Raw genomic sequence first — 17,017 nt, forward strand, 5'->3', positions numbered from 1 at the left:
TTAATCTATGCAATAACTAATCCATAAGTTTAAAAATTTAAATACTTAATAAGAATATGTTACAATAAATTATTCTTCAAAATAGGATTATCATATGGGTATATTAAAGAAAATAGCTGATTTTATAGCAAAAGCATCAATGCCAACGTATAAGTTTGAAAATAATAAATTGTTTTTCAAATTATCAAATGACCAGTACTATGAGTATGAGTTAAATGATTATGATATTAAGACTAGACATGATTCTTATATAAATGAAGCTTATACACTTAGTACAAATGATATTTTTATGGAATATATTAAATGTGACCAAAATGTTCAATGGAAAGGTCAAGCTCTTTCTATTTATGAAGGATTTATAAAAGAAAAATTAAATATAAATGAATTAGATACTTTAGAAAAAAAAGAGATAGATAATTATATTTTTAAGTTATATAATGTAGACAATTCTTTTGTATTGCATATGATTTATATTTATTCTCCAGTATTAAATATTATGATACTTGATACAAAAGGTGATTTATATAAAAATTTACTCTTAAAACTTGATAGTAAATATGAATATAAATATAGTACATATAATAGAGGTGATGTTAATTTTAATATCTCAATAGTAAAAGAAAATAGTATAAGGAGTTATTTTGGATTATAAAATAATTAGAAATAGTATACTTTTTATTGCAACTTCACTTTTCCTTGTTAGTTGTTCAGCTAAAAATGATTCAATTGGTTTGGGTAGTAAAGCAATAAAAATAGGGAATAAAGCAAATCCGGTAGTTTTAGAACTTAATAAGCCAATTTTAAAATGGCATTCATATTCATGTACTGATAATTCGTACACAATTTCAGACAAAAATATTGAATATGGAAATCTTTTTATCGAATCGATAAATTTAGATTCTAATTGTCATTGGAGTGGTTTACCTTTAAGTCATTTTGAATCAAGTGTTAAATCACAATTAAAATTTGATGAAATGGAAACTGTTGAAAAAATTGAAATAAATGCTTATGTATTTAAAACTTATAAAGTTAATGAGAATAAATATTTTAGCATAATATATATTTATAATGCATCGGATAAAAGTAAATTTATTTTAGACTACAATGGTTTACTATATACAAAATTAATACAAAGTTTTGATAAAAACTATAAAAATAAGTTTTTAAGTGAACCTAGATATAGTGGTAATTATAATGATAGTCTTGCAAGAAAAAATATTGTACATAAATATTTTTATGCAGAACTACCATTTCAGAAATAGTATTTAATTACCAAAAACTTTTTTAAGTAAAGAGGTTGTCTGTTCAACAGGATTTGTTCTAATAGCAGCCTCTTTTTTTGCTATCATTGTAAATAAGCCATCAATTGCTTTTTGTGTAACATAATCATCTAAATCTTCATCACTACTACTTGGTAAATATGAATCAACACCAAAATTTTTTGCAAGATTCATAACTGAACTACTTTCAACATACTCTTTTCCATATTGTTTATAATAGCTATTAAAACTTTTATAATAACTTGCAACGCTATTTTGTTCCATCGTTTTTTGAATTATAGGTTTAACAACTTTTTTTAAAGAATCACTTGTATTAGTTTTAAAATAGTTTGTTGCAGCATTTTTATCTCCACTTAATATTTTTTTTGCATCAGTTAGAGACATTTTTTCAATAGCTTTTATAAAAACTTCTGCTGTTTTAGGTGCTGCTTGGCTAGCTGCATTATTCATTGATTTTATTAAATCATCTGCAATTCTATTGCCACCAACTTTACGAATAAGTGTTTCTGCTTTTTGTAGATTTTCAGGTAATGGGATTTTTACTAATGAACTATTAAGATATCCATTTTCGCTTCCAAGAGTTTTTACAGCATAGTTAACACCTACTTTTAAAGCATTTTTTAGACCATTTGAGACTGTTGAATCACTTAAATTTGATATTGAAGATTCCGTTGTAGTTGCACTATTTTTAGTTGTATTTCCTATAACATCTTTTGCAATACTTTCTAAATCAAAGCCAAAAGTTAAAGTATATGAAAGAATAATTGATGTACATATAATATTTTTTTTCATGGTTTTTCCCTGTTTTCTTTTATTATAGATAAAAAAAGATAAAATTATACATTAGATTATGAATTAAAAAGTAGGTGAAGTTTTGATTGAAAAGATAGCAGATTTTTTCCATGGTTTTAAAAATAAAATTATAGAGACTGAGGTTTTGGTTTTAGAGTATGGTGTACAAATAGAAGAATATGCAAATATGATTATAAATAAACAGTTGGATAAAGAGTATGAGGAAAATTACCTGACCATATTAGGATATTGCTTAAGACTTGAAGATATAAAACAAAGAATTTTTTTTACTTTTCAAGAAGCTGTCTATGCTATAGATTTAGATAAATTGATGAAAAATGAAGATTCTATGAAATTAAACTCAATAGTATATATTTTAGTTTTAAATACTTTGATTAGTGAGTTTAAAGGTGGAAAGGTTGATGAAGAGTTATACCAAAAAGCTTTAAATACGTATAAGAAAATTGAAGATAGAAAATCAAAAGAGAATCAAAAGTATCATATTTATCAATATTAGGATATGTTAAAATAAAGTAATTTATGCAAGGTAATAAGATGATTAGATTAAATTGTGATATGGGTGAGAGCTTTGGTATTTGGAAAATGGGTGCAGATGAACATATTATGCCTTATATCTCATTGGCAAATTTAGCATGTGGTTTTCATGCTTCTGATGCTGTTACTATGAATAGGTCAGTTGAATTGGCAAAAAAATATAATGTTACAATAGGTGCACACCCTTCATATCAAGATTTAGTAGGATTTGGTAGAAGAAGTATGAGTTGCTCTTTAGAAGAGATTAAATCAAAAGTTCTCTATCAAATTGGGGCTTTATACTCTTTTTGCAAAGCTCATGGAACAACAGTCTCTTATGTTAAACCCCATGGAGCTTTATATAATGATATGATGAAAGATCAAAATATCTTTAAAGCGATTCTTAGTGCAATCTCATCTTTTGACAAAAATATTAAACTAATGATTTTATCAAATCCTGATAATGAGACTTTTGAGTATACAGCTAAAATGTATAATATAGCTTTGATATATGAAGTATTTGCAGATAGAAATTATAATGATGATGGAAGTTTAGTTTCAAGAATGCTTCCAAATGCTGTAATAGAGGATGAATTAGATATTATGCAAAGAGTAAAAACTCTAAAAGAATATGGTTTTATTGAAAGTATAAATGGAAAAAGATTGTATATAAAAGCTGATACGATTTGTGTTCATGGTGATGGTGAAAATGCTTTATCTTTTATCCAAGCTCTTTATAAAGTATTAAATTAATGACAATAAAAATAGCATCTGTAGATTCTGTAATTTTATATTTTAGTAATACTATTTCAAAACAATGCTCATTAGAAGTAAAAGCAGCATATAAAGTTTTAAAAGAGTTTAAAGGAAAGGGAATAGTTGAACTAATCCCCTCTTATACTTCTATCTTAGTTACCTATGATATTTTTTATTATGATTATGAAACAATAAAGAGTTTTTTATTTGAAGAATTATCATCATTAGAAGAGTATAAAGATACTGAATCAAATCTTATAACAATTGATGTTTATTATGATAAAGAGGTTGGATTTGATTTACAAAGAGTTGCTTCAAAATCAAATCTTAGTGTTGATGAGGTTATCAATCTTCACAGTTCAAAAGTTTATGATGTGTATGCAATAGGTTTTCTTCCAGGATTTGCATATTTAGCATCTATTGATGAGAGAATAAAAACTTCGAGATTAGAAACTCCAAGAAAAAAAATACCAAAAGGGAGTGTCGCTATTGCTGATATGCAAACTGCAATTTATCCTAAAGAAAGCCCTGGAGGATGGAATATTTTAGGACGAACTGCCTTTGAGCTTTTTGATAAAAGATTAAAAGAGTTATCTGCTATATCAATAGAATCAAAGATAAAATTTAATCCTATCTCCAAGGATGAATTTATTTCTCAAGGTGGTACTATATGAAAGGCTTTGAAGTAATAAAAGCAGGAGTGTTTACTTTAATAGAAGATATTGGAAGAGTTTCATTTATGCATTTAGGAATTACTAGTTCTGGTTATTTAGATGAATATGCTGCTTTAAAAGCTCATAAATTATTAGATAATAATTCAAGTTTAAATTTACTAGAAATTGCATTTGCTGGATTAAAATTAAAAGCTACTGCAGATACAATTATAAGTATCACAGGAGCTAGATGTGAGTTTAAAATAAATGGCTTTGAAAAAAATATTTGGCAAACATATAATATTAAGAAAGATGATATTTTAGAAATTAAAAAGATACTTAGTGGTCAAAGAGTTTATTTAGCTGTGAAAGGTGGATTTAATGTAAAACAGGAGTTAGGTAGTAGCTCTGTTACAATAAAAGAAAAGCTTGGTGGTTTAAGTGGAACTCAACTTAAAAACAATGACTTTTTACCCTTTAATGAATATAAACATTATATTCCTAAAAGATTGAAAAAAGAGTATATCCCAAGTTATGATTCTATATTAACTCTTAGGGTAGTTTTATCTTACCAAGATGACTCATTTTCTAAAAAAGAAAAAGATAAGTTTTTTAATTCTGTGTATACTATTACACCTGATTTTAATAGGATGGCATGTAAATTAAGTGGTGAAAAAATTGAATCTTGCTTAGATGGAATAGTTTCAGAAGGGATCGCTTTTGGAGCAACTCAAATCCCAAAAGATGGACAACCAATTATTTTATTAAAAGAAAGACAAACAATTGGTGGCTACCCTAAGATTGGTTCAGTTCTTAGTATAGATTGTTTTAAATTAGCTCAAATGAAACCAGGACAAAAGATAAAATTTAGACAAATTGATATAACTGAAGCACAAGCAAAACTAAAAAAATTTTATTCTAGTTTTTGTTAGTTGTTTCTTTTATTAATGTTTCTAATATATCGTGAAATATTTGTTCTTTTTTAGCTTCTTTTATAGCATATTCAAAAGTTGGTTTTATTAATATTCCTGAATTGCTTTTTAATGTTGCTTCAAATAACATATTTGAAACTAAATTTACCATTGAATTTATTTGATGAATATCTTTTTCCTCAAATATTATAATAAATTTATTAGTTAAATATCTAACAAATTTAAAATCTAAATCCTCTTCCTCTAATCTGTTACTTATAAAACTTGATATGTACATTAAAAGGTTATCAGCGATAAGCTTATTATAAGTATTAGAAATATATTCATAGTCTTTAACGTCTATTAGAGTGATTATAGTATCATTTTTAAAACTTGATTTATCAATTAAATAGTTTTGGTAAAGCCATTTTTTATTATATGTTTTTGTTAAATAGTCTTTATAAACATTATCTGTAATACTTTCAAGTTCTTTTTTCAAATTTACAATTTGATTGTATAAAGACTTTAGTAATAAAGAATCATTTGATTCTATAGCTTTTTCAGCTTCTTTTGTTATATTCGCAGCATTATCAATAGTTTTTACTGCATCATTTATATAAGAGTTTATTTCATTATATTCTTTAAATATTAGATTATTTAACTCTTTGCCAAAACTTTCACTTCCCAAATCCAAATCAATATTTTTAGCATTTTTATCGAAGCATTGGAAATAACAAGAAGGTAAGATTATTTCATTACTCAAAAGTTCATTTATAGTAGAATCTGTTATCTCTTTCAATTTAGCTTTCATTGTCACCTTTCATTAATATATCAATTTTTTCTGGTTTACCAATATAATAACCTTGTGAATAATCTATATCCAAAGATTTTACATATCTTTGGATCTTTAAATCACTTACAAACTCTGCAACTACTTTTATATCTTGTTCTTTACAAAACTGGACTATACTTTTTAATAGATTATAATACACATCAACATCAATTTTTTTTATCAAGCTTCCATCAAGTTTTATATAATCAGTATTAATATTTAAAATATGTTCATAATTTGAAAAACCACTTCCAAAGTCATCAATTGCAATTTTTACATCATATGCTTTTAAGTCATTAATAAAATCATTAACTAAATAATAGTTACTGATTTTTTTACTCTCTAGTATCTCAATTGTTAAATATTTACCAACATTACTATTTTTAATATTATCTATAATTATATTTTTCATTGTAGGATTTAAAATATCACTGTAATCAAGATTTATACTAACTTCAATTTTATATTTTTTTATATATTTGATAACTTTTAATATAAGTATTTCCATCATTTTATTGAAAAGCCTATATTTTCTTGCCTTTTCAATAAAAGCTTGAGGCATTATAATATTTCCTTCTTTATCTGTAATTCTCATCAAGGCTTCATATTTGATTATCTTAGATGTTTTGTTATCTTGTATTGCTTGAAAATATGGTTCAACAGTTTTATTATTTATATTTCTATGAAGAGTAGTTAAAAGTTCTTCATTTATAAAATGATTTTTATATAGTTTTGAATCATAATACATAAAGTGTATATAATTCATTTTTGCACTGTGTAAAGCTCTTTCTGCATAAACTAATAAATCTCTATCTAAACCTTTTGAACAACCAATAGTTACATCAATATCAATAGTATTTTTTGTATTTATAAGAAAAAATTGTGAACTTATGATATTGTTAAAAATAATATTTTTCACTTCCATAATATCCATTTCTACAAGCTCATCATATATAGTAACAGTAAAGACATCTACATGTTCATTTTTTATATCAATACAAATATTTTTTTTAAGGTAAGATGATATCTCTTTTTTTACCTTATTTTTTAATAATTTATATAATTGTAATAAGATAAAATCGCCATTTTTAAATCCATAAAAAGCGTTTAAATCTTTCATATAAAGTACATCAACGATGAAGATAGTTTTAGTCCGATTCTTGTAAAAATGTTTGCAAAAGCTCTGAAATAAGGACATTTTAAACCTTTTTTATATTCAATATTCTCAGTATATGTAATTTAATCTTAAGAAATGTATATATTAACTCAATCAATAAAAAAATTTATAAAAAAATTGTATAAAAAATATTATCTAGTATACACTTTGTATAAAAAAACAAAATTTAACAATATTTTGCTAAAATAAATTAAAATAGATTTTTTAAATTTATGTAGAATAGTGTTGTATTTATAAAATATTTTGTTAATCTAACTATTTTTTTGGATATTTTATATTTTATATTTTTTTATAAATAAATATCGATAAAAGATGTTAAAATTCAATTTAATTATTTTAGAATATTAAAAAGTTTTATAACATAAATTTTATAAGCTTAGATATTATTATTACTATTATTTATAATAATAGTTAATTTTATTAATAATAGGCAGCAAAATTTATTTTTTTTGATAATTTTTTAAAATAAAAAATAATTTTTAAAATTTATTATTACGATTAAGGTTTAATTTGGAAGATATTATTAGAGATTGGGGTTATATTGCCCTTTTTTTATACTCATTTGGTGGAGGATTTGTTGGTTTAGTAGTAGCTGGTGTTTTATCTTTTACAGGAGATTTGAATCTGTATATAGCAATGGCTGTAGCTGCAGTATCAAATTTTATTGGGGATCAATTTTTATTTTATATGGCAAGAACAAATAAAAAGTATGCTAAAGAGACTATGAATAAATATGGTAGAAAAGTTGCACTTGCTCATTTATGGATGAGAAGATATGGTTCACCAGTTGTTTTTTTACAAAAATATATCTATGGAATAAAAACTCTTATACCTTTAGCTATGGGTTTAACTAAATATTCTTTTAAAAAGTTTACAATTTATAATGCTGTCGCAGCAGCAGTTTGGGCTATAGTTGTTGGATATGCTAGTTATATTATGGGAGAAGTGATTTTAACATATGCTGATGAGTATAAATATTATGGTGTAGGAATTATATTACTTATAGTTTTTACTGTTTCTTATTATTTTAAAAAGATTTAATATTGAAAAATAAACCTATAAACGAAAACAATATAGGTAAAGTTAATCTTATTGTAAATTTATTGCTTGTATTTTTATTTGCAATGGCAATAATATATTCAGCTATCTATTTTAAAAAAGAAAGCTATAGTAGGTTAAAAATTGAACTACAAGAGAAATATATAGAACATAAAAAAGAAGATATTCAGACTTATGTAAAAACTGTAAATGAACTTCTAATGTCGAAAATTGAAGGTATTAATTTAACTAAAGAACAAAAACAAAAATATGTTATTGATTATTATGAAAAATTTAATAAAAAAAATCCCAAAGAGTATTTTTTTATTTTTGATTTAATTAAACAAAAAGATAATACTTATTTAGAAAAGGTTATTGTTCATCCTGATGTTCCAAGAGGTAAAATACTTGATTTAAATAGAACAGATTTAAATGGAAAAAAATTTGTAAAAGATTTTCAAAATAGTGTTCTTAAAGATGGATATGCATTTTTAGATTATTCATTTATTCATCCTAAAACAAAAGAAGAGATGTATAAAAAAGGTTTTGTACTTTTAAACAAATGGAATTGGATTGTTGGGAGTGGATTTTTTATTTCAGATATTGAAGATGAATTAGGTTTAATTGATAAAAAAATAAAAAAAAATATATATGAAGAATTAAAAAGTTATATTCAGATTACAGTTTTCTTTTTAGTATTTTTAATTTTTTTTATTTTAAAAATCAATAAGTACACTACGAACACTATTAATAAATTTAAAGTTCAAGTTGAAAAAGAAAAAACAAAATTGATTGAGTCAAAAGAGTATTTAAAACAATATACAACTATTCTTGAAAACTGTACTATAGTATCTAAGTATAATGAAAATGAAGAATTTACTTATGTTAGTGAAGGGTTCTGTGAGACTTTTGGTTACTTAAAAGAAGAAATTATTGGAAAGCCATATAGTATTATAGAGTATTCAGATGAAAAAAAGAGTTCAAAAGTTAATTTTATTGAGTTATTAAAGAATAAAAAAAGTATTAAAGATACTGTTAAAAACATATCAAAAGATGGGAGAATTTTATCTTTTATTGTTATTGCAAGACCTATTTTAGATAATAACGGCGAAATTACAGAATTTGTATCTTATAGAATTGATATAACAAAAGAAGATAAATTAAAATTGATTTTAGAAAAACAAAATAGAGAACTACTAAAATCACAAAAAATATTAAATGATGCACAAAGAATTGCACATATAGGAAATTGGGAACATAACTACATTACTAATAAAATATCATTTTCTGATGAAGCAAAAAGAATATTTGGATATGATGAGAATATTAGTGAATTAAAGTTTGATGAGTTTAAGAAAAGTGTGCATGAAAATGATAGAAGTAAGTTAGATGAAAATAAAACTTTTGCTCTAAATAAAGACAATCAATTTAGTTTTGAACATAGAATTATTAGACAAGATGGCATACTTAGGTATGTTGAAGTCAAGGGTGAATATATTCATGATAAGAATAATAAACTTATTAAATCTATGGGTACAATAAATGATATAACTGAAAGAGTTGAAACAGAAAAAGAGTTAAAGCAAAAAGATTTAATGTTATTACAACAGTCTAAAATGGCAGCTATGGGAGAGATGTTATCTAATATAGCCCATCAGTGGAGACAACCCTTAAGTTTGATTAGTACAGCAGCAACTGGAGCTAAGATTCAACGTGAAATTGGCGCATTAACTGATGAAAAACTTGATGAAACCTTTACAACTATTAACGATACGACACAATATTTATCAAAAACGATTGATGATTTTAGAAACTTTTTTAAGCCAAATTCTGAAAAAAAATATTTTAAAATGTCTGATGTAATGTATAAAGCTATTTCTTTAGTAAAACCACAATTTAAAAATAGAAGTATAGATATTATCAAAGATATCCAAGATTATAAATTGTATGGTTTGGAAAATGAATTCTTGCAAGTAATTATTAATATTTTAAATAATTCAAGAGATCAATTAATGAAAATAGATGGCGAGAAACTAATATTGATTAGTTCATATATAAAAGATGATAAATATATTTTAGAGATAAAAGATAATGGTAAAGGAATAGACGAAAAAATTATAGAAAAAATTTTTGAGCCATACTTTACAACCAAACATAATAGTGAAGGTACAGGTATTGGTTTATATATGTGTGAAGAGATTATAGTAAAACATATGGATGGTCAAATAAGTGTAGAAAATGAAATTTTTACCCATAAAGATAATACATATAAAGGGGCAAAGTTTATAATCACTTTGCCACTAACAAAATAATAAATTAGGAAGAAAAAATTAAAAAATTTAATGAATTAAAAATAAAAAATGAGATTTTACAAGCTTTAGAGTTTGAAAAATTTGAACAAATGACAACAATACAATCTTTGTGTTTAAAAGATATTTTAGAAAAAAAAGATGTAATTGTAAAATCAAAAACAGGCTCAGGAAAAACACTTTGTTTTGCTTTGCCTTTGGCAAATGAAGTCAAAAACAAACCAATGGTTATACAAAGTTTAATTTTAGCACCAACTAGAGAATTAGCAAATCAAATAAGTCTTGAGATAAAAAAAGTTTTAAGGTTTATACCAAATATAAAAGTATTAAGTTTATGTGGGGGTACACCTTTTAAACCACAAGTAGCTTCTTTAGAAGTTGGTGCACATATAGTTGTTGGTACAGTGGGAAGAATTTTACAACATATACATGAAACAAAAATAGATTTCTCAAGTGTAAATAGTTTTGTTTTAGATGAAGCAGATAAAATGTTAGATATGGGGTTTTATGAAGATATTGTAAAAATTGCAGAATATATCCCACAAAAAAGACAAACTTTATTGTTTTCAGCAACATATGAAAAAGAGATTAAGGAGTTATCTTCAAAACTTTTAGATAAACCTCTTTTTATAGAAAATGTAGAAACTCATAAACAAGAATCGATAACACAAAAATTTTATGAAACAAATGAAGATAGAAAAGTTGATGATTTATTAAGAGTTATTTCCCATTATAAGATGAAAACAATTTTGATTTTTTGTAATACAAAAGCAATGTGTGAAGATTTATCTACACAATTATGGAATAGAGGAGTTGAATCTTTGACTTTGCATTCTGATTTAGATCAAAGAGAAAGGGATGAAACTGTAATTCTTTTTTCAAATGGTTCTTTACCTATTTTAATTGCAACAGATATTGTTTCAAGAGGTATTGATATTGATAATATAGATTTTGTAATAAACTTTAATATTGCCAGAGATGAAACAATTCATACACATAGAATAGGAAGAACAGCAAGAGGTGAAAAAAAAGGTATAGCTATAACTTTATATGATAAAGATGAATTGTATAAAGTTAAACCAATAAATGAAAAATTTTCTGATATTGAGTTTTGTGATGTTTTAGAATATGAAGATTCTTCTTATAAGCCACAAGCAGAATATAAAACTTTATTAATAACTGGTGGTAAAAAACACAAACTAAGAAAAGGTGATATCTTAGGTGCTCTTACTGCTGGTGAAGGCTTAGATAAAGATTTAATTGGAAATATAACTATTTTAGATTTTGTATCTTTTGTAGCAGTTAAAAATGAAGTACTAGATGATAGATTATTAAAATTAGGAAAGATTAAAATAAAGAAAAAACTATTTAAACTTATTGAAAAGTAGTTATGATAGAATTTTTCTTTTATAAAATACAAAAGGAAAAAATATGGCAAGAGCTAGTGCAAGACATCTTTTAGTTGAAAGTGAAGAGCTTTGTAATGAACTAAAAACAAGAATTGAAAATGGTGAAAAGTTTGAAGATTTAGCAAAAGAGTATTCTCAATGTCCATCAGGAGCAAAAGGTGGAGAGTTAGGAACTTTTAATCAAGGGGATATGGTTCCAGAGTTTGACAAAGTAGTTTTTAATGAAGCTGTAAATGTAGTACATGGACCAGTTCAAACACAATTTGGATATCATCTTTTAGAAACAACTTCAAGAGAAGATTAATAAAAAATTATTCAGAGGTTAAGCATTTTGCTCAACCTCTTCATCCCAAAGTATACTAACTCCATACTCTTCATGAGTAATTACATATTTAAAATATTCACCTGTACCTTTTCTTCCATGAAGTCTTACAACTGTTTGTCCCTCTCTTAATAGTTTTCGCATCTCATTTTCAGAAAAACTTTTTTTATTCCATCTTAAAAAAGCATTTGAATAAACTCTAAATTTACAAGTTGAATCGGCTGTAAATACATATTGTTCACTTTCATCATACTCTTTTTTTGCATTTTCGCAAGTATAAAGTTTGATTTGTTTTCCATTTGTATTAAATTTTTTTGAGATAACATTGCCTTTGCAGTATGGGCATTGGCCTAAGATAGACATGGTAAAACTCCTTTTTTATTGAAATCTTACCCTGTTTTTTTATTTAGTATTTAAAATATTTCAATTTGCAATAATTATTGTTTTTTCTTTTCAAAAATTCTTTCTGTAAATTCTGCAAATTTACCCCTTACAGCTTTTTCTAATTCTATTGCGAACATATTTATCTCAGGATGTTTTTTCCTTGTTTGTTTTAAAAGTGTAGTAAGACCATTATTGTATTTGTTTAAATACAAATTATCTATTTGTCTATTTGACCCAATAACAATAGCCATACACGATTCATCAAGTCTACTTAAAATAAGTTGTGTGGTTTTTTCACTTGAGTTTTGCCATTCATCCATTATTACAATTGCTTCAGATAAAGTTCTACCTCTAGCTTCTCCTGGCCAAAGTGTTTCAATACAATATCTAGATGTTAGCTCAGAAATTTTTGATTCAATAGATTCTTTGTTTTCTCTATTTTCACTTTTTTTAAGATGTTTTTTTGCAATAAATTCTAAAGTATCTTGTAAAGCCATATTATAGATTCTAAACTTCTCATCATTTCCAGCAAGGTATCCAATATCTGCCCCTTTATCAAGTGACTCAATTGAGTTTCTAACATATACAATCTTATCATAGTGTCCTAAATCAATAAGCCTCATAGCACTTACAATAGACATAAGAGTTTTACCTGAACCAGCTTTTGCATCAATTACAAGTAGATCAAACATATCAGTTAAAATAGCTTTCATAAAAAGTTTTTGTTTTAAGTTTACTGGTTTTACTTGTAAAGCTTTAAAATCAGAATCATTTAAGAGATTAATTCTTTCATTCACAATAATAGCATATGCTGTATTTCCATCTTTACTTTCAAAGATATATCCGAAATTTTCATATGTATACTCTTCGTCAAATTTTTTAATATCTGCACCATCAAGTGAATTAAAAATTGAGGAATCAAGTTTAATATTTTTTACAAACTCAAAGTTTGGAACTGTTGATTTGTCATCATGTAAGGTTTCAGTTTTTATCCCTTTAAATAAAGCAAATGTTCTTGCATAAACATCTAAAGACAAAAAGTGTGTTTGTGCACCTTTATAATAATCTTGTGCAATAGCAGCAACTTCAATTATTCTTTTATCATTGCTTTCACTTAAGTGAACTTGCTCAATTTCAGATTCATATTTCTCTTTTGAAATTATATGAAGATTTAATTCATCATTAAAAAGTTTTACAACTTTAAAGCCTATTTTATAGTCAACCTCTTTTATCTTCATCTTTGCCAAAAGTCTTGCAAATTCTCTTGAATAGTAACCTAACTCATTTGCCAGTTTCTTTTTGTCCTCTAATTCAATTAAAACTGTTTCAGGAATTACAATTGTGTTTGTTTTATTGTCAGATATTCTATTTAAGTTTTGTATGTTTTGTAAGATGATATTTGTATCTATTACGTAAACTTTTTCTTTCATAGAACAATTATAGCATTAAATATTTATAATACAATTACTAATATGTATATATTTTGTAATCAAGTTATGTTAGAAGTATATATAAAAATAGTTTGAATAATTTAGTTATAATAAGAATAAAAAGAAGAGCTATGAAGAAGTTTACAAATGAAAATCTATATGAAATTATTGATTATTTAAAATTATCTTTAGAATCTGATAATAAAGTTTCTATTGAGGTTTTAAACCCTGATTGTTCAACTAATTCTTATTGTGGTGAATTGATTGATGTTGATAATACAGTTTACAAATATAGAGGTTATAAAGATTGGACAGATTTAGCTCAAAAGCTATTTTGTAAAATCTTAACACCTAAAATTAAATCTTCAAACACTATTGAATTAGTTTTCAAAAAACTTAATACTGAAGACTCTTTTCATAATATAAAGATTAATGATAAAGAGAAATATGGAGTTGATTCTAAATTTTATTCAATAAATAAAAATGAACAACCAGAAATTCTATTAACATATTTAAATAGTTTGAAAAATGTAAAAATTGAAGAGAAGAAAAGAGTTTTAAATCTTGGAATTAACAATGGCAATGAGTTTATATTGATAAAACAATATTTTAATTCTTTTAAAAATACTGATTTTGTAGGAATTGATTATTGTTCCTCTGCTATTGAAGAAGCGAAAAGTATTTTTATTGATGATAAAAATGTAGAACTAATTAATTTTGATATTAAAGAGATTGATAAATTACATTTAGGTAAGTTTGATTTAATAATATCAATTGGTACATTTCAAAGTTCAAATTTGGAATTTAATAAAACATTTATGAATATTGTTCAAAACTATTTGAAAAAAGATGGAAGCATGATTTTAGGATTTCCAAATTCTAGATGGATTGATGGTGAGATTATATATGGCGCAAAAGCTGCTAACTATTCTTTTCCTGAATTGTCTGTACTTTTTAAAGATGCCTATTTTTGTAAAAAGTATTTACAACAAAAGAAATTTAGAGTTACATTAACAGGTCAATATTATATATTTTTAACTGCTACATCTATAAGATAGAGGTAAATTTAGACAAAAAGGTTTTCTATGAATAATTTATATCTTAAAATATTAATGATTTTTATTTTTCCTTGTACTTTATTTGCACAAATAGAAAATTTTAGTAAAAAAGAAGAAGTTAAAATTTTTATAAATGATTTATCTAAAAATTATAGTTTTAACAAAAAAGAGTTAGAAAAACTTTTTTCAAAAATTGAAATTCAGAAGAGTGCTTTAAATTTTTATAAAAAGCCTAAAAAAAATAAAAATAAAAAAAGAAAAGGTACTTGGGATAGATATAAAAAAATATTTATAACTGACAAAAGAGTTTCTCAAGGTGCACTTTTTATGAAAAAATATAAAAAAGAACTAAGAAGAGCATATAAAACTTTTGGAGTTCAATCTGAGTATATAACTGCAATTTTAGGTGTTGAGAGTTTTTATGGAAAGCATACAGGTAAGTATCCTGTTTTTGATACATTAGCAACATTGAGTTTTGAAAAAAATAGAAGAAATAAATTTTTCAAAAGTGAATTAAAACAATTTCTGATCTTGTCTAAAAAAAATAGAAAGAATCCAAAAAAAATATATGGCTCATACGCAGGTGCAATTGGTTTAGCTCAATTTATGCCAAGCAATTTTGAAAAACTTGCAGTTGATTTTAATAATGATGGAATAGTAGATTTAAATAATGAGATAGATGCAATAGGAAGTGTCGCAAACTATCTTAGCAAAGCAGGGTGGAATAGAACTGTGCCTGTCGCAACTAGAGTTAGTTATCAAGGAAAAAGATTTAATAGATTTAAAACGGGATATAAATATAAATACAAACGTTCAAAACTTACAGGAATTAAACCAAAATCAAATAGATTTTATTATCCTAAAAGAGTACATTTAATAAAACTTGATAGAAAAAGATATGATGAGTTATGGTATGGTACAGAAAACTTTTATGTAATCACTAGGTATAATAGAAGTTCTTACTATGCTATGGTAGTTTATCAACTAGCAAAAGAGATTAAATCCTTATATAGAAAAATATAGTGAATCCACACTCACTACACATATAAAAGGTAAAATATATTTTATTTATAGGATAGTTATGCATAATCAAAAAGTTATATCAATAACAATTTTTTATTGTTTTTTAATTGCAAGTATTGCTTCTTTGGGGTCTTTGTTTTTTAGTGAGTTTATGGATTTTATTCCATGTACAATGTGTTGGTACCAAAGAATATTTATGTATCCTTTAGTTTTTTTATTTTTAGTTAATTTATTAGAGAGTGATTATAGTATTTTTAAATATGCAATACCATTAGCTTTTATTGGTTTTTGTTTCTCTTTTTATCATAATCTTTTAATGTGGGGAATAATTAGTGATGATGTTGTACCTTGCAAACATGGGGTTCCATGTTCAACAGAATATTTTGAATATTTTGGTTTTATAAATATACCTTTTCTTTCATTAAGTGCTTTTAGTTTAATACTAATTTTATTACTAATTGGTCAAAATAAATCAAAAAAATATTAAGGATGCAGATGAAAAATTTTTTATTTTTATTTTCAATTTTAGCAGTAGTTTTTTTTACAGGATGTAATTCCCAAGAGGAAGCAAAACCGATAGTTGACAACAGCGGAAGTTTTGAAGAGTTAAAAGCTTTAAGTAATAAAACATATACTTTAAAAACAACAAAAGGGAAAACTATCTCTTTAACTGTTGAAAATAATACTTTAAAATCAAAAACAATAAAAGATAAAATTGTTTTAGTAAATTTTTGGGCAACTTGGTGTCCACCGTGTATTAAAGAGATTCCTATATTTAACGAATTATATGAAAAGTATTCAGATAAATTTGAAATAGTTGCAGTATTATTTGAAAAAGATAAAGACCCAAAAGAACTTGAAGAGTTTATAAAAAAATATAATATTAAATTTCCTGTTACAGTTGGTGATGAAAACTTTAGAATGGCAAAAGCTTTCAATGATGTAAAGAAAGTCCCAGAATCTTATCTTTACTCAAAAGAGGGTAACTTTGCAAAAGATTATATAGGTGAAGTTGATAAAGAAGACTTAGAAAACTATATAAAAAGTAACTAAGGTATTTTAAAACTATTTATAGTTTTGCTCTTGATTTCAAATATCAGCTATATTTT

General features: G+C 24.7%; 19 protein-coding genes. 14 read left to right on the forward strand and 5 right to left on the reverse strand.

All coding sequences use genetic code 11. The features are described 5' to 3' along the window. Positions 1-94: 94 nt before the first annotated feature. On the forward strand, positions 95-652 hold the full coding sequence (locus ACKU4C_RS04720; protein ID WP_321314877.1) for a hypothetical protein: 558 nt from the start codon (positions 95-97) through the stop codon (positions 650-652). Beyond that, positions 642-1,262, forward strand: coding sequence for a hypothetical protein (locus ACKU4C_RS04725; protein WP_321314878.1), 621 nt, complete (start codon positions 642-644; stop codon positions 1,260-1,262). Before ACKU4C_RS04720 ends, ACKU4C_RS04725 begins: the two co-directional genes overlap by 11 nt. Positions 1,263-1,265: 3 nt before the next feature. Here ACKU4C_RS04725 and ACKU4C_RS04730 read toward each other — a convergent pair whose 3' ends face one another. Next, positions 1,266-2,072, reverse strand: a complete 807-nt coding sequence (locus ACKU4C_RS04730; RefSeq protein WP_321314879.1) for a DUF4197 domain-containing protein — start codon at positions 2,070-2,072, stop codon at positions 1,266-1,268. Positions 2,073-2,154: 82 nt separating this feature from the next. Here ACKU4C_RS04730 and ACKU4C_RS04735 point away from each other — a divergent pair, with 82 nt between their 5' ends. Genes ACKU4C_RS04735 through ACKU4C_RS04750 form a run of 4 tightly spaced genes read left to right on the forward strand, consistent with a single transcriptional unit; the run spans position 2,155 to position 4,947 of the window. Further along, the gene (locus ACKU4C_RS04735) at positions 2,155-2,589 is read left to right on the forward strand and encodes a hypothetical protein (protein WP_321314881.1); all 435 of its coding nucleotides are present in this window, start codon (positions 2,155-2,157) and stop codon (positions 2,587-2,589) included. 38 nt (positions 2,590-2,627) lie between these two features. Then, complete coding sequence (locus tag ACKU4C_RS04740; RefSeq protein ID WP_321314883.1) at positions 2,628-3,359, forward strand: 5-oxoprolinase subunit PxpA; 732 nt, start codon at positions 2,628-2,630, stop codon at positions 3,357-3,359. Beyond that, positions 3,359-4,036: a 5-oxoprolinase subunit PxpB gene (gene pxpB / locus ACKU4C_RS04745; RefSeq protein WP_321314885.1), complete on the forward strand. Its 678-nt coding sequence runs from the start codon at positions 3,359-3,361 to the stop codon at positions 4,034-4,036. Before ACKU4C_RS04740 ends, pxpB begins: the two co-directional genes overlap by 1 nt. Continuing rightward, a complete protein-coding gene (locus tag ACKU4C_RS04750; RefSeq protein ID WP_321314886.1) occupies positions 4,033-4,947 on the forward strand; it encodes a biotin-dependent carboxyltransferase family protein in 915 nt (304 codons plus the stop codon). The genes pxpB and ACKU4C_RS04750 overlap by 4 nt, the downstream gene beginning before the upstream one ends. Here ACKU4C_RS04750 and ACKU4C_RS04755 read toward each other — a convergent pair. Both ACKU4C_RS04755 and ACKU4C_RS04760 read right to left on the reverse strand, forming a co-directional pair. Further along, on the reverse strand, positions 4,934-5,737 hold the full coding sequence (locus tag ACKU4C_RS04755; RefSeq protein ID WP_321314887.1) for a diguanylate cyclase domain-containing protein: 804 nt from the start codon (positions 5,735-5,737) through the stop codon (positions 4,934-4,936). The genes ACKU4C_RS04750 and ACKU4C_RS04755 overlap by 14 nt on opposite strands. Then, on the reverse strand, positions 5,727-6,878 hold the full coding sequence (locus ACKU4C_RS04760) for an EAL domain-containing protein (RefSeq protein ID WP_321314889.1): 1,152 nt from the start codon (positions 6,876-6,878) through the stop codon (positions 5,727-5,729). Before ACKU4C_RS04760 ends, ACKU4C_RS04755 begins: the two co-directional genes overlap by 11 nt. Positions 6,879-7,445: 567 nt before the next feature. Between ACKU4C_RS04760 and ACKU4C_RS04765 the strand changes: the two genes are divergently transcribed. From ACKU4C_RS04765 to ACKU4C_RS04780, 4 genes are read left to right on the forward strand one after another with little or no spacing between them, the layout of a single operon-like run. Continuing rightward, positions 7,446-7,976: a DedA family protein gene (locus tag ACKU4C_RS04765; protein ID WP_321314890.1), complete on the forward strand. Its 531-nt coding sequence runs from the start codon at positions 7,446-7,448 to the stop codon at positions 7,974-7,976. Between the two features lie 2 nt (positions 7,977-7,978). Beyond that, the gene (locus tag ACKU4C_RS04770) at positions 7,979-10,285 is read left to right on the forward strand and encodes a PAS domain S-box protein (protein WP_321314892.1); all 2,307 of its coding nucleotides are present in this window, start codon (positions 7,979-7,981) and stop codon (positions 10,283-10,285) included. Positions 10,286-10,338: 53 nt separating this feature from the next. Then, positions 10,339-11,670, forward strand: a complete 1,332-nt coding sequence (gene dbpA, locus ACKU4C_RS04775) for an ATP-dependent RNA helicase DbpA (protein WP_321315921.1) — start codon at positions 10,339-10,341, stop codon at positions 11,668-11,670. Positions 11,671-11,713: 43 nt separating this feature from the next. Next, the gene (locus tag ACKU4C_RS04780) at positions 11,714-11,995 is read left to right on the forward strand and encodes a peptidylprolyl isomerase (RefSeq protein WP_321314894.1); all 282 of its coding nucleotides are present in this window, start codon (positions 11,714-11,716) and stop codon (positions 11,993-11,995) included. Between the two features lie 18 nt (positions 11,996-12,013). Here ACKU4C_RS04780 and ACKU4C_RS04785 read toward each other — a convergent pair whose 3' ends face one another. Further along, positions 12,014-12,376, reverse strand: a complete 363-nt coding sequence (locus ACKU4C_RS04785; RefSeq protein WP_321314896.1) for a hypothetical protein — start codon at positions 12,374-12,376, stop codon at positions 12,014-12,016. A 74-nt stretch (positions 12,377-12,450) separates the two neighbouring features. Beyond that, complete coding sequence (locus ACKU4C_RS04790; protein ID WP_321314898.1) at positions 12,451-13,827, reverse strand: PhoH family protein; 1,377 nt, start codon at positions 13,825-13,827, stop codon at positions 12,451-12,453. Positions 13,828-13,958: 131 nt separating this feature from the next. Here ACKU4C_RS04790 and ACKU4C_RS04795 point away from each other — a divergent pair, with 131 nt between their 5' ends. Genes ACKU4C_RS04795 through ACKU4C_RS04810 form a run of 4 tightly spaced genes read left to right on the forward strand, consistent with a single transcriptional unit; the run spans position 13,959 to position 16,961 of the window. Then, positions 13,959-14,885: a methyltransferase domain-containing protein gene (locus tag ACKU4C_RS04795; RefSeq protein ID WP_321314899.1), complete on the forward strand. Its 927-nt coding sequence runs from the start codon at positions 13,959-13,961 to the stop codon at positions 14,883-14,885. A 27-nt stretch (positions 14,886-14,912) separates the two neighbouring features. Next, positions 14,913-15,908, forward strand: a complete 996-nt coding sequence (gene mltB, locus ACKU4C_RS04800; protein ID WP_321314900.1) for a lytic murein transglycosylase B — start codon at positions 14,913-14,915, stop codon at positions 15,906-15,908. Positions 15,909-15,966: 58 nt separating this feature from the next. Further along, positions 15,967-16,395 (forward strand): disulfide oxidoreductase, encoded by a 429-nt coding sequence (locus tag ACKU4C_RS04805; protein WP_321314901.1) that lies wholly within the window; start codon positions 15,967-15,969, stop codon positions 16,393-16,395. Between the two features lie 8 nt (positions 16,396-16,403). Further along, positions 16,404-16,961: a TlpA disulfide reductase family protein gene (locus ACKU4C_RS04810; RefSeq protein ID WP_321314903.1), complete on the forward strand. Its 558-nt coding sequence runs from the start codon at positions 16,404-16,406 to the stop codon at positions 16,959-16,961. Positions 16,962-17,017 lie beyond the last annotated feature (56 nt).

Source organism: Halarcobacter sp., from assembly GCF_963676935.1.
Lineage (GTDB): Bacteria > Campylobacterota > Campylobacteria > Campylobacterales > Arcobacteraceae > Halarcobacter.

Excerpts from the sequence above, each read along its gene's own strand:
- ACKU4C_RS04720 (WP_321314877.1), top strand. The coding sequence starts at position 95 with ATGGGTATATTAAAGAAAATAGCTGATTTTATAGCAAAAGCATCAATG.
- ACKU4C_RS04730 (WP_321314879.1), bottom strand. The coding sequence starts at position 2,072 with ATGAAAAAAAATATTATATGTACATCAATTATTCTTTCATATACTTTA.
- ACKU4C_RS04740 (WP_321314883.1), top strand. The coding sequence starts at position 2,628 with ATGATTAGATTAAATTGTGATATGGGTGAGAGCTTTGGTATTTGGAAA.
- pxpB (WP_321314885.1), top strand. The coding sequence starts at position 3,359 with ATGACAATAAAAATAGCATCTGTAGATTCTGTAATTTTATATTTTAGT.
- ACKU4C_RS04750 (WP_321314886.1), top strand. The coding sequence starts at position 4,033 with ATGAAAGGCTTTGAAGTAATAAAAGCAGGAGTGTTTACTTTAATAGAA.
- ACKU4C_RS04755 (WP_321314887.1), bottom strand. The coding sequence starts at position 5,737 with ATGAAAGCTAAATTGAAAGAGATAACAGATTCTACTATAAATGAACTT.
- ACKU4C_RS04760 (WP_321314889.1), bottom strand. The coding sequence starts at position 6,878 with ATGAAAGATTTAAACGCTTTTTATGGATTTAAAAATGGCGATTTTATC.
- ACKU4C_RS04780 (WP_321314894.1), top strand. The coding sequence starts at position 11,714 with ATGGCAAGAGCTAGTGCAAGACATCTTTTAGTTGAAAGTGAAGAGCTT.
- ACKU4C_RS04785 (WP_321314896.1), bottom strand. The coding sequence starts at position 12,376 with ATGTCTATCTTAGGCCAATGCCCATACTGCAAAGGCAATGTTATCTCA.
- ACKU4C_RS04790 (WP_321314898.1), bottom strand. The coding sequence starts at position 13,827 with ATGAAAGAAAAAGTTTACGTAATAGATACAAATATCATCTTACAAAAC.
- ACKU4C_RS04795 (WP_321314899.1), top strand. The coding sequence starts at position 13,959 with ATGAAGAAGTTTACAAATGAAAATCTATATGAAATTATTGATTATTTA.
- mltB (WP_321314900.1), top strand. The coding sequence starts at position 14,913 with ATGAATAATTTATATCTTAAAATATTAATGATTTTTATTTTTCCTTGT.
- ACKU4C_RS04805 (WP_321314901.1), top strand. The coding sequence starts at position 15,967 with ATGCATAATCAAAAAGTTATATCAATAACAATTTTTTATTGTTTTTTA.
- ACKU4C_RS04810 (WP_321314903.1), top strand. The coding sequence starts at position 16,404 with ATGAAAAATTTTTTATTTTTATTTTCAATTTTAGCAGTAGTTTTTTTT.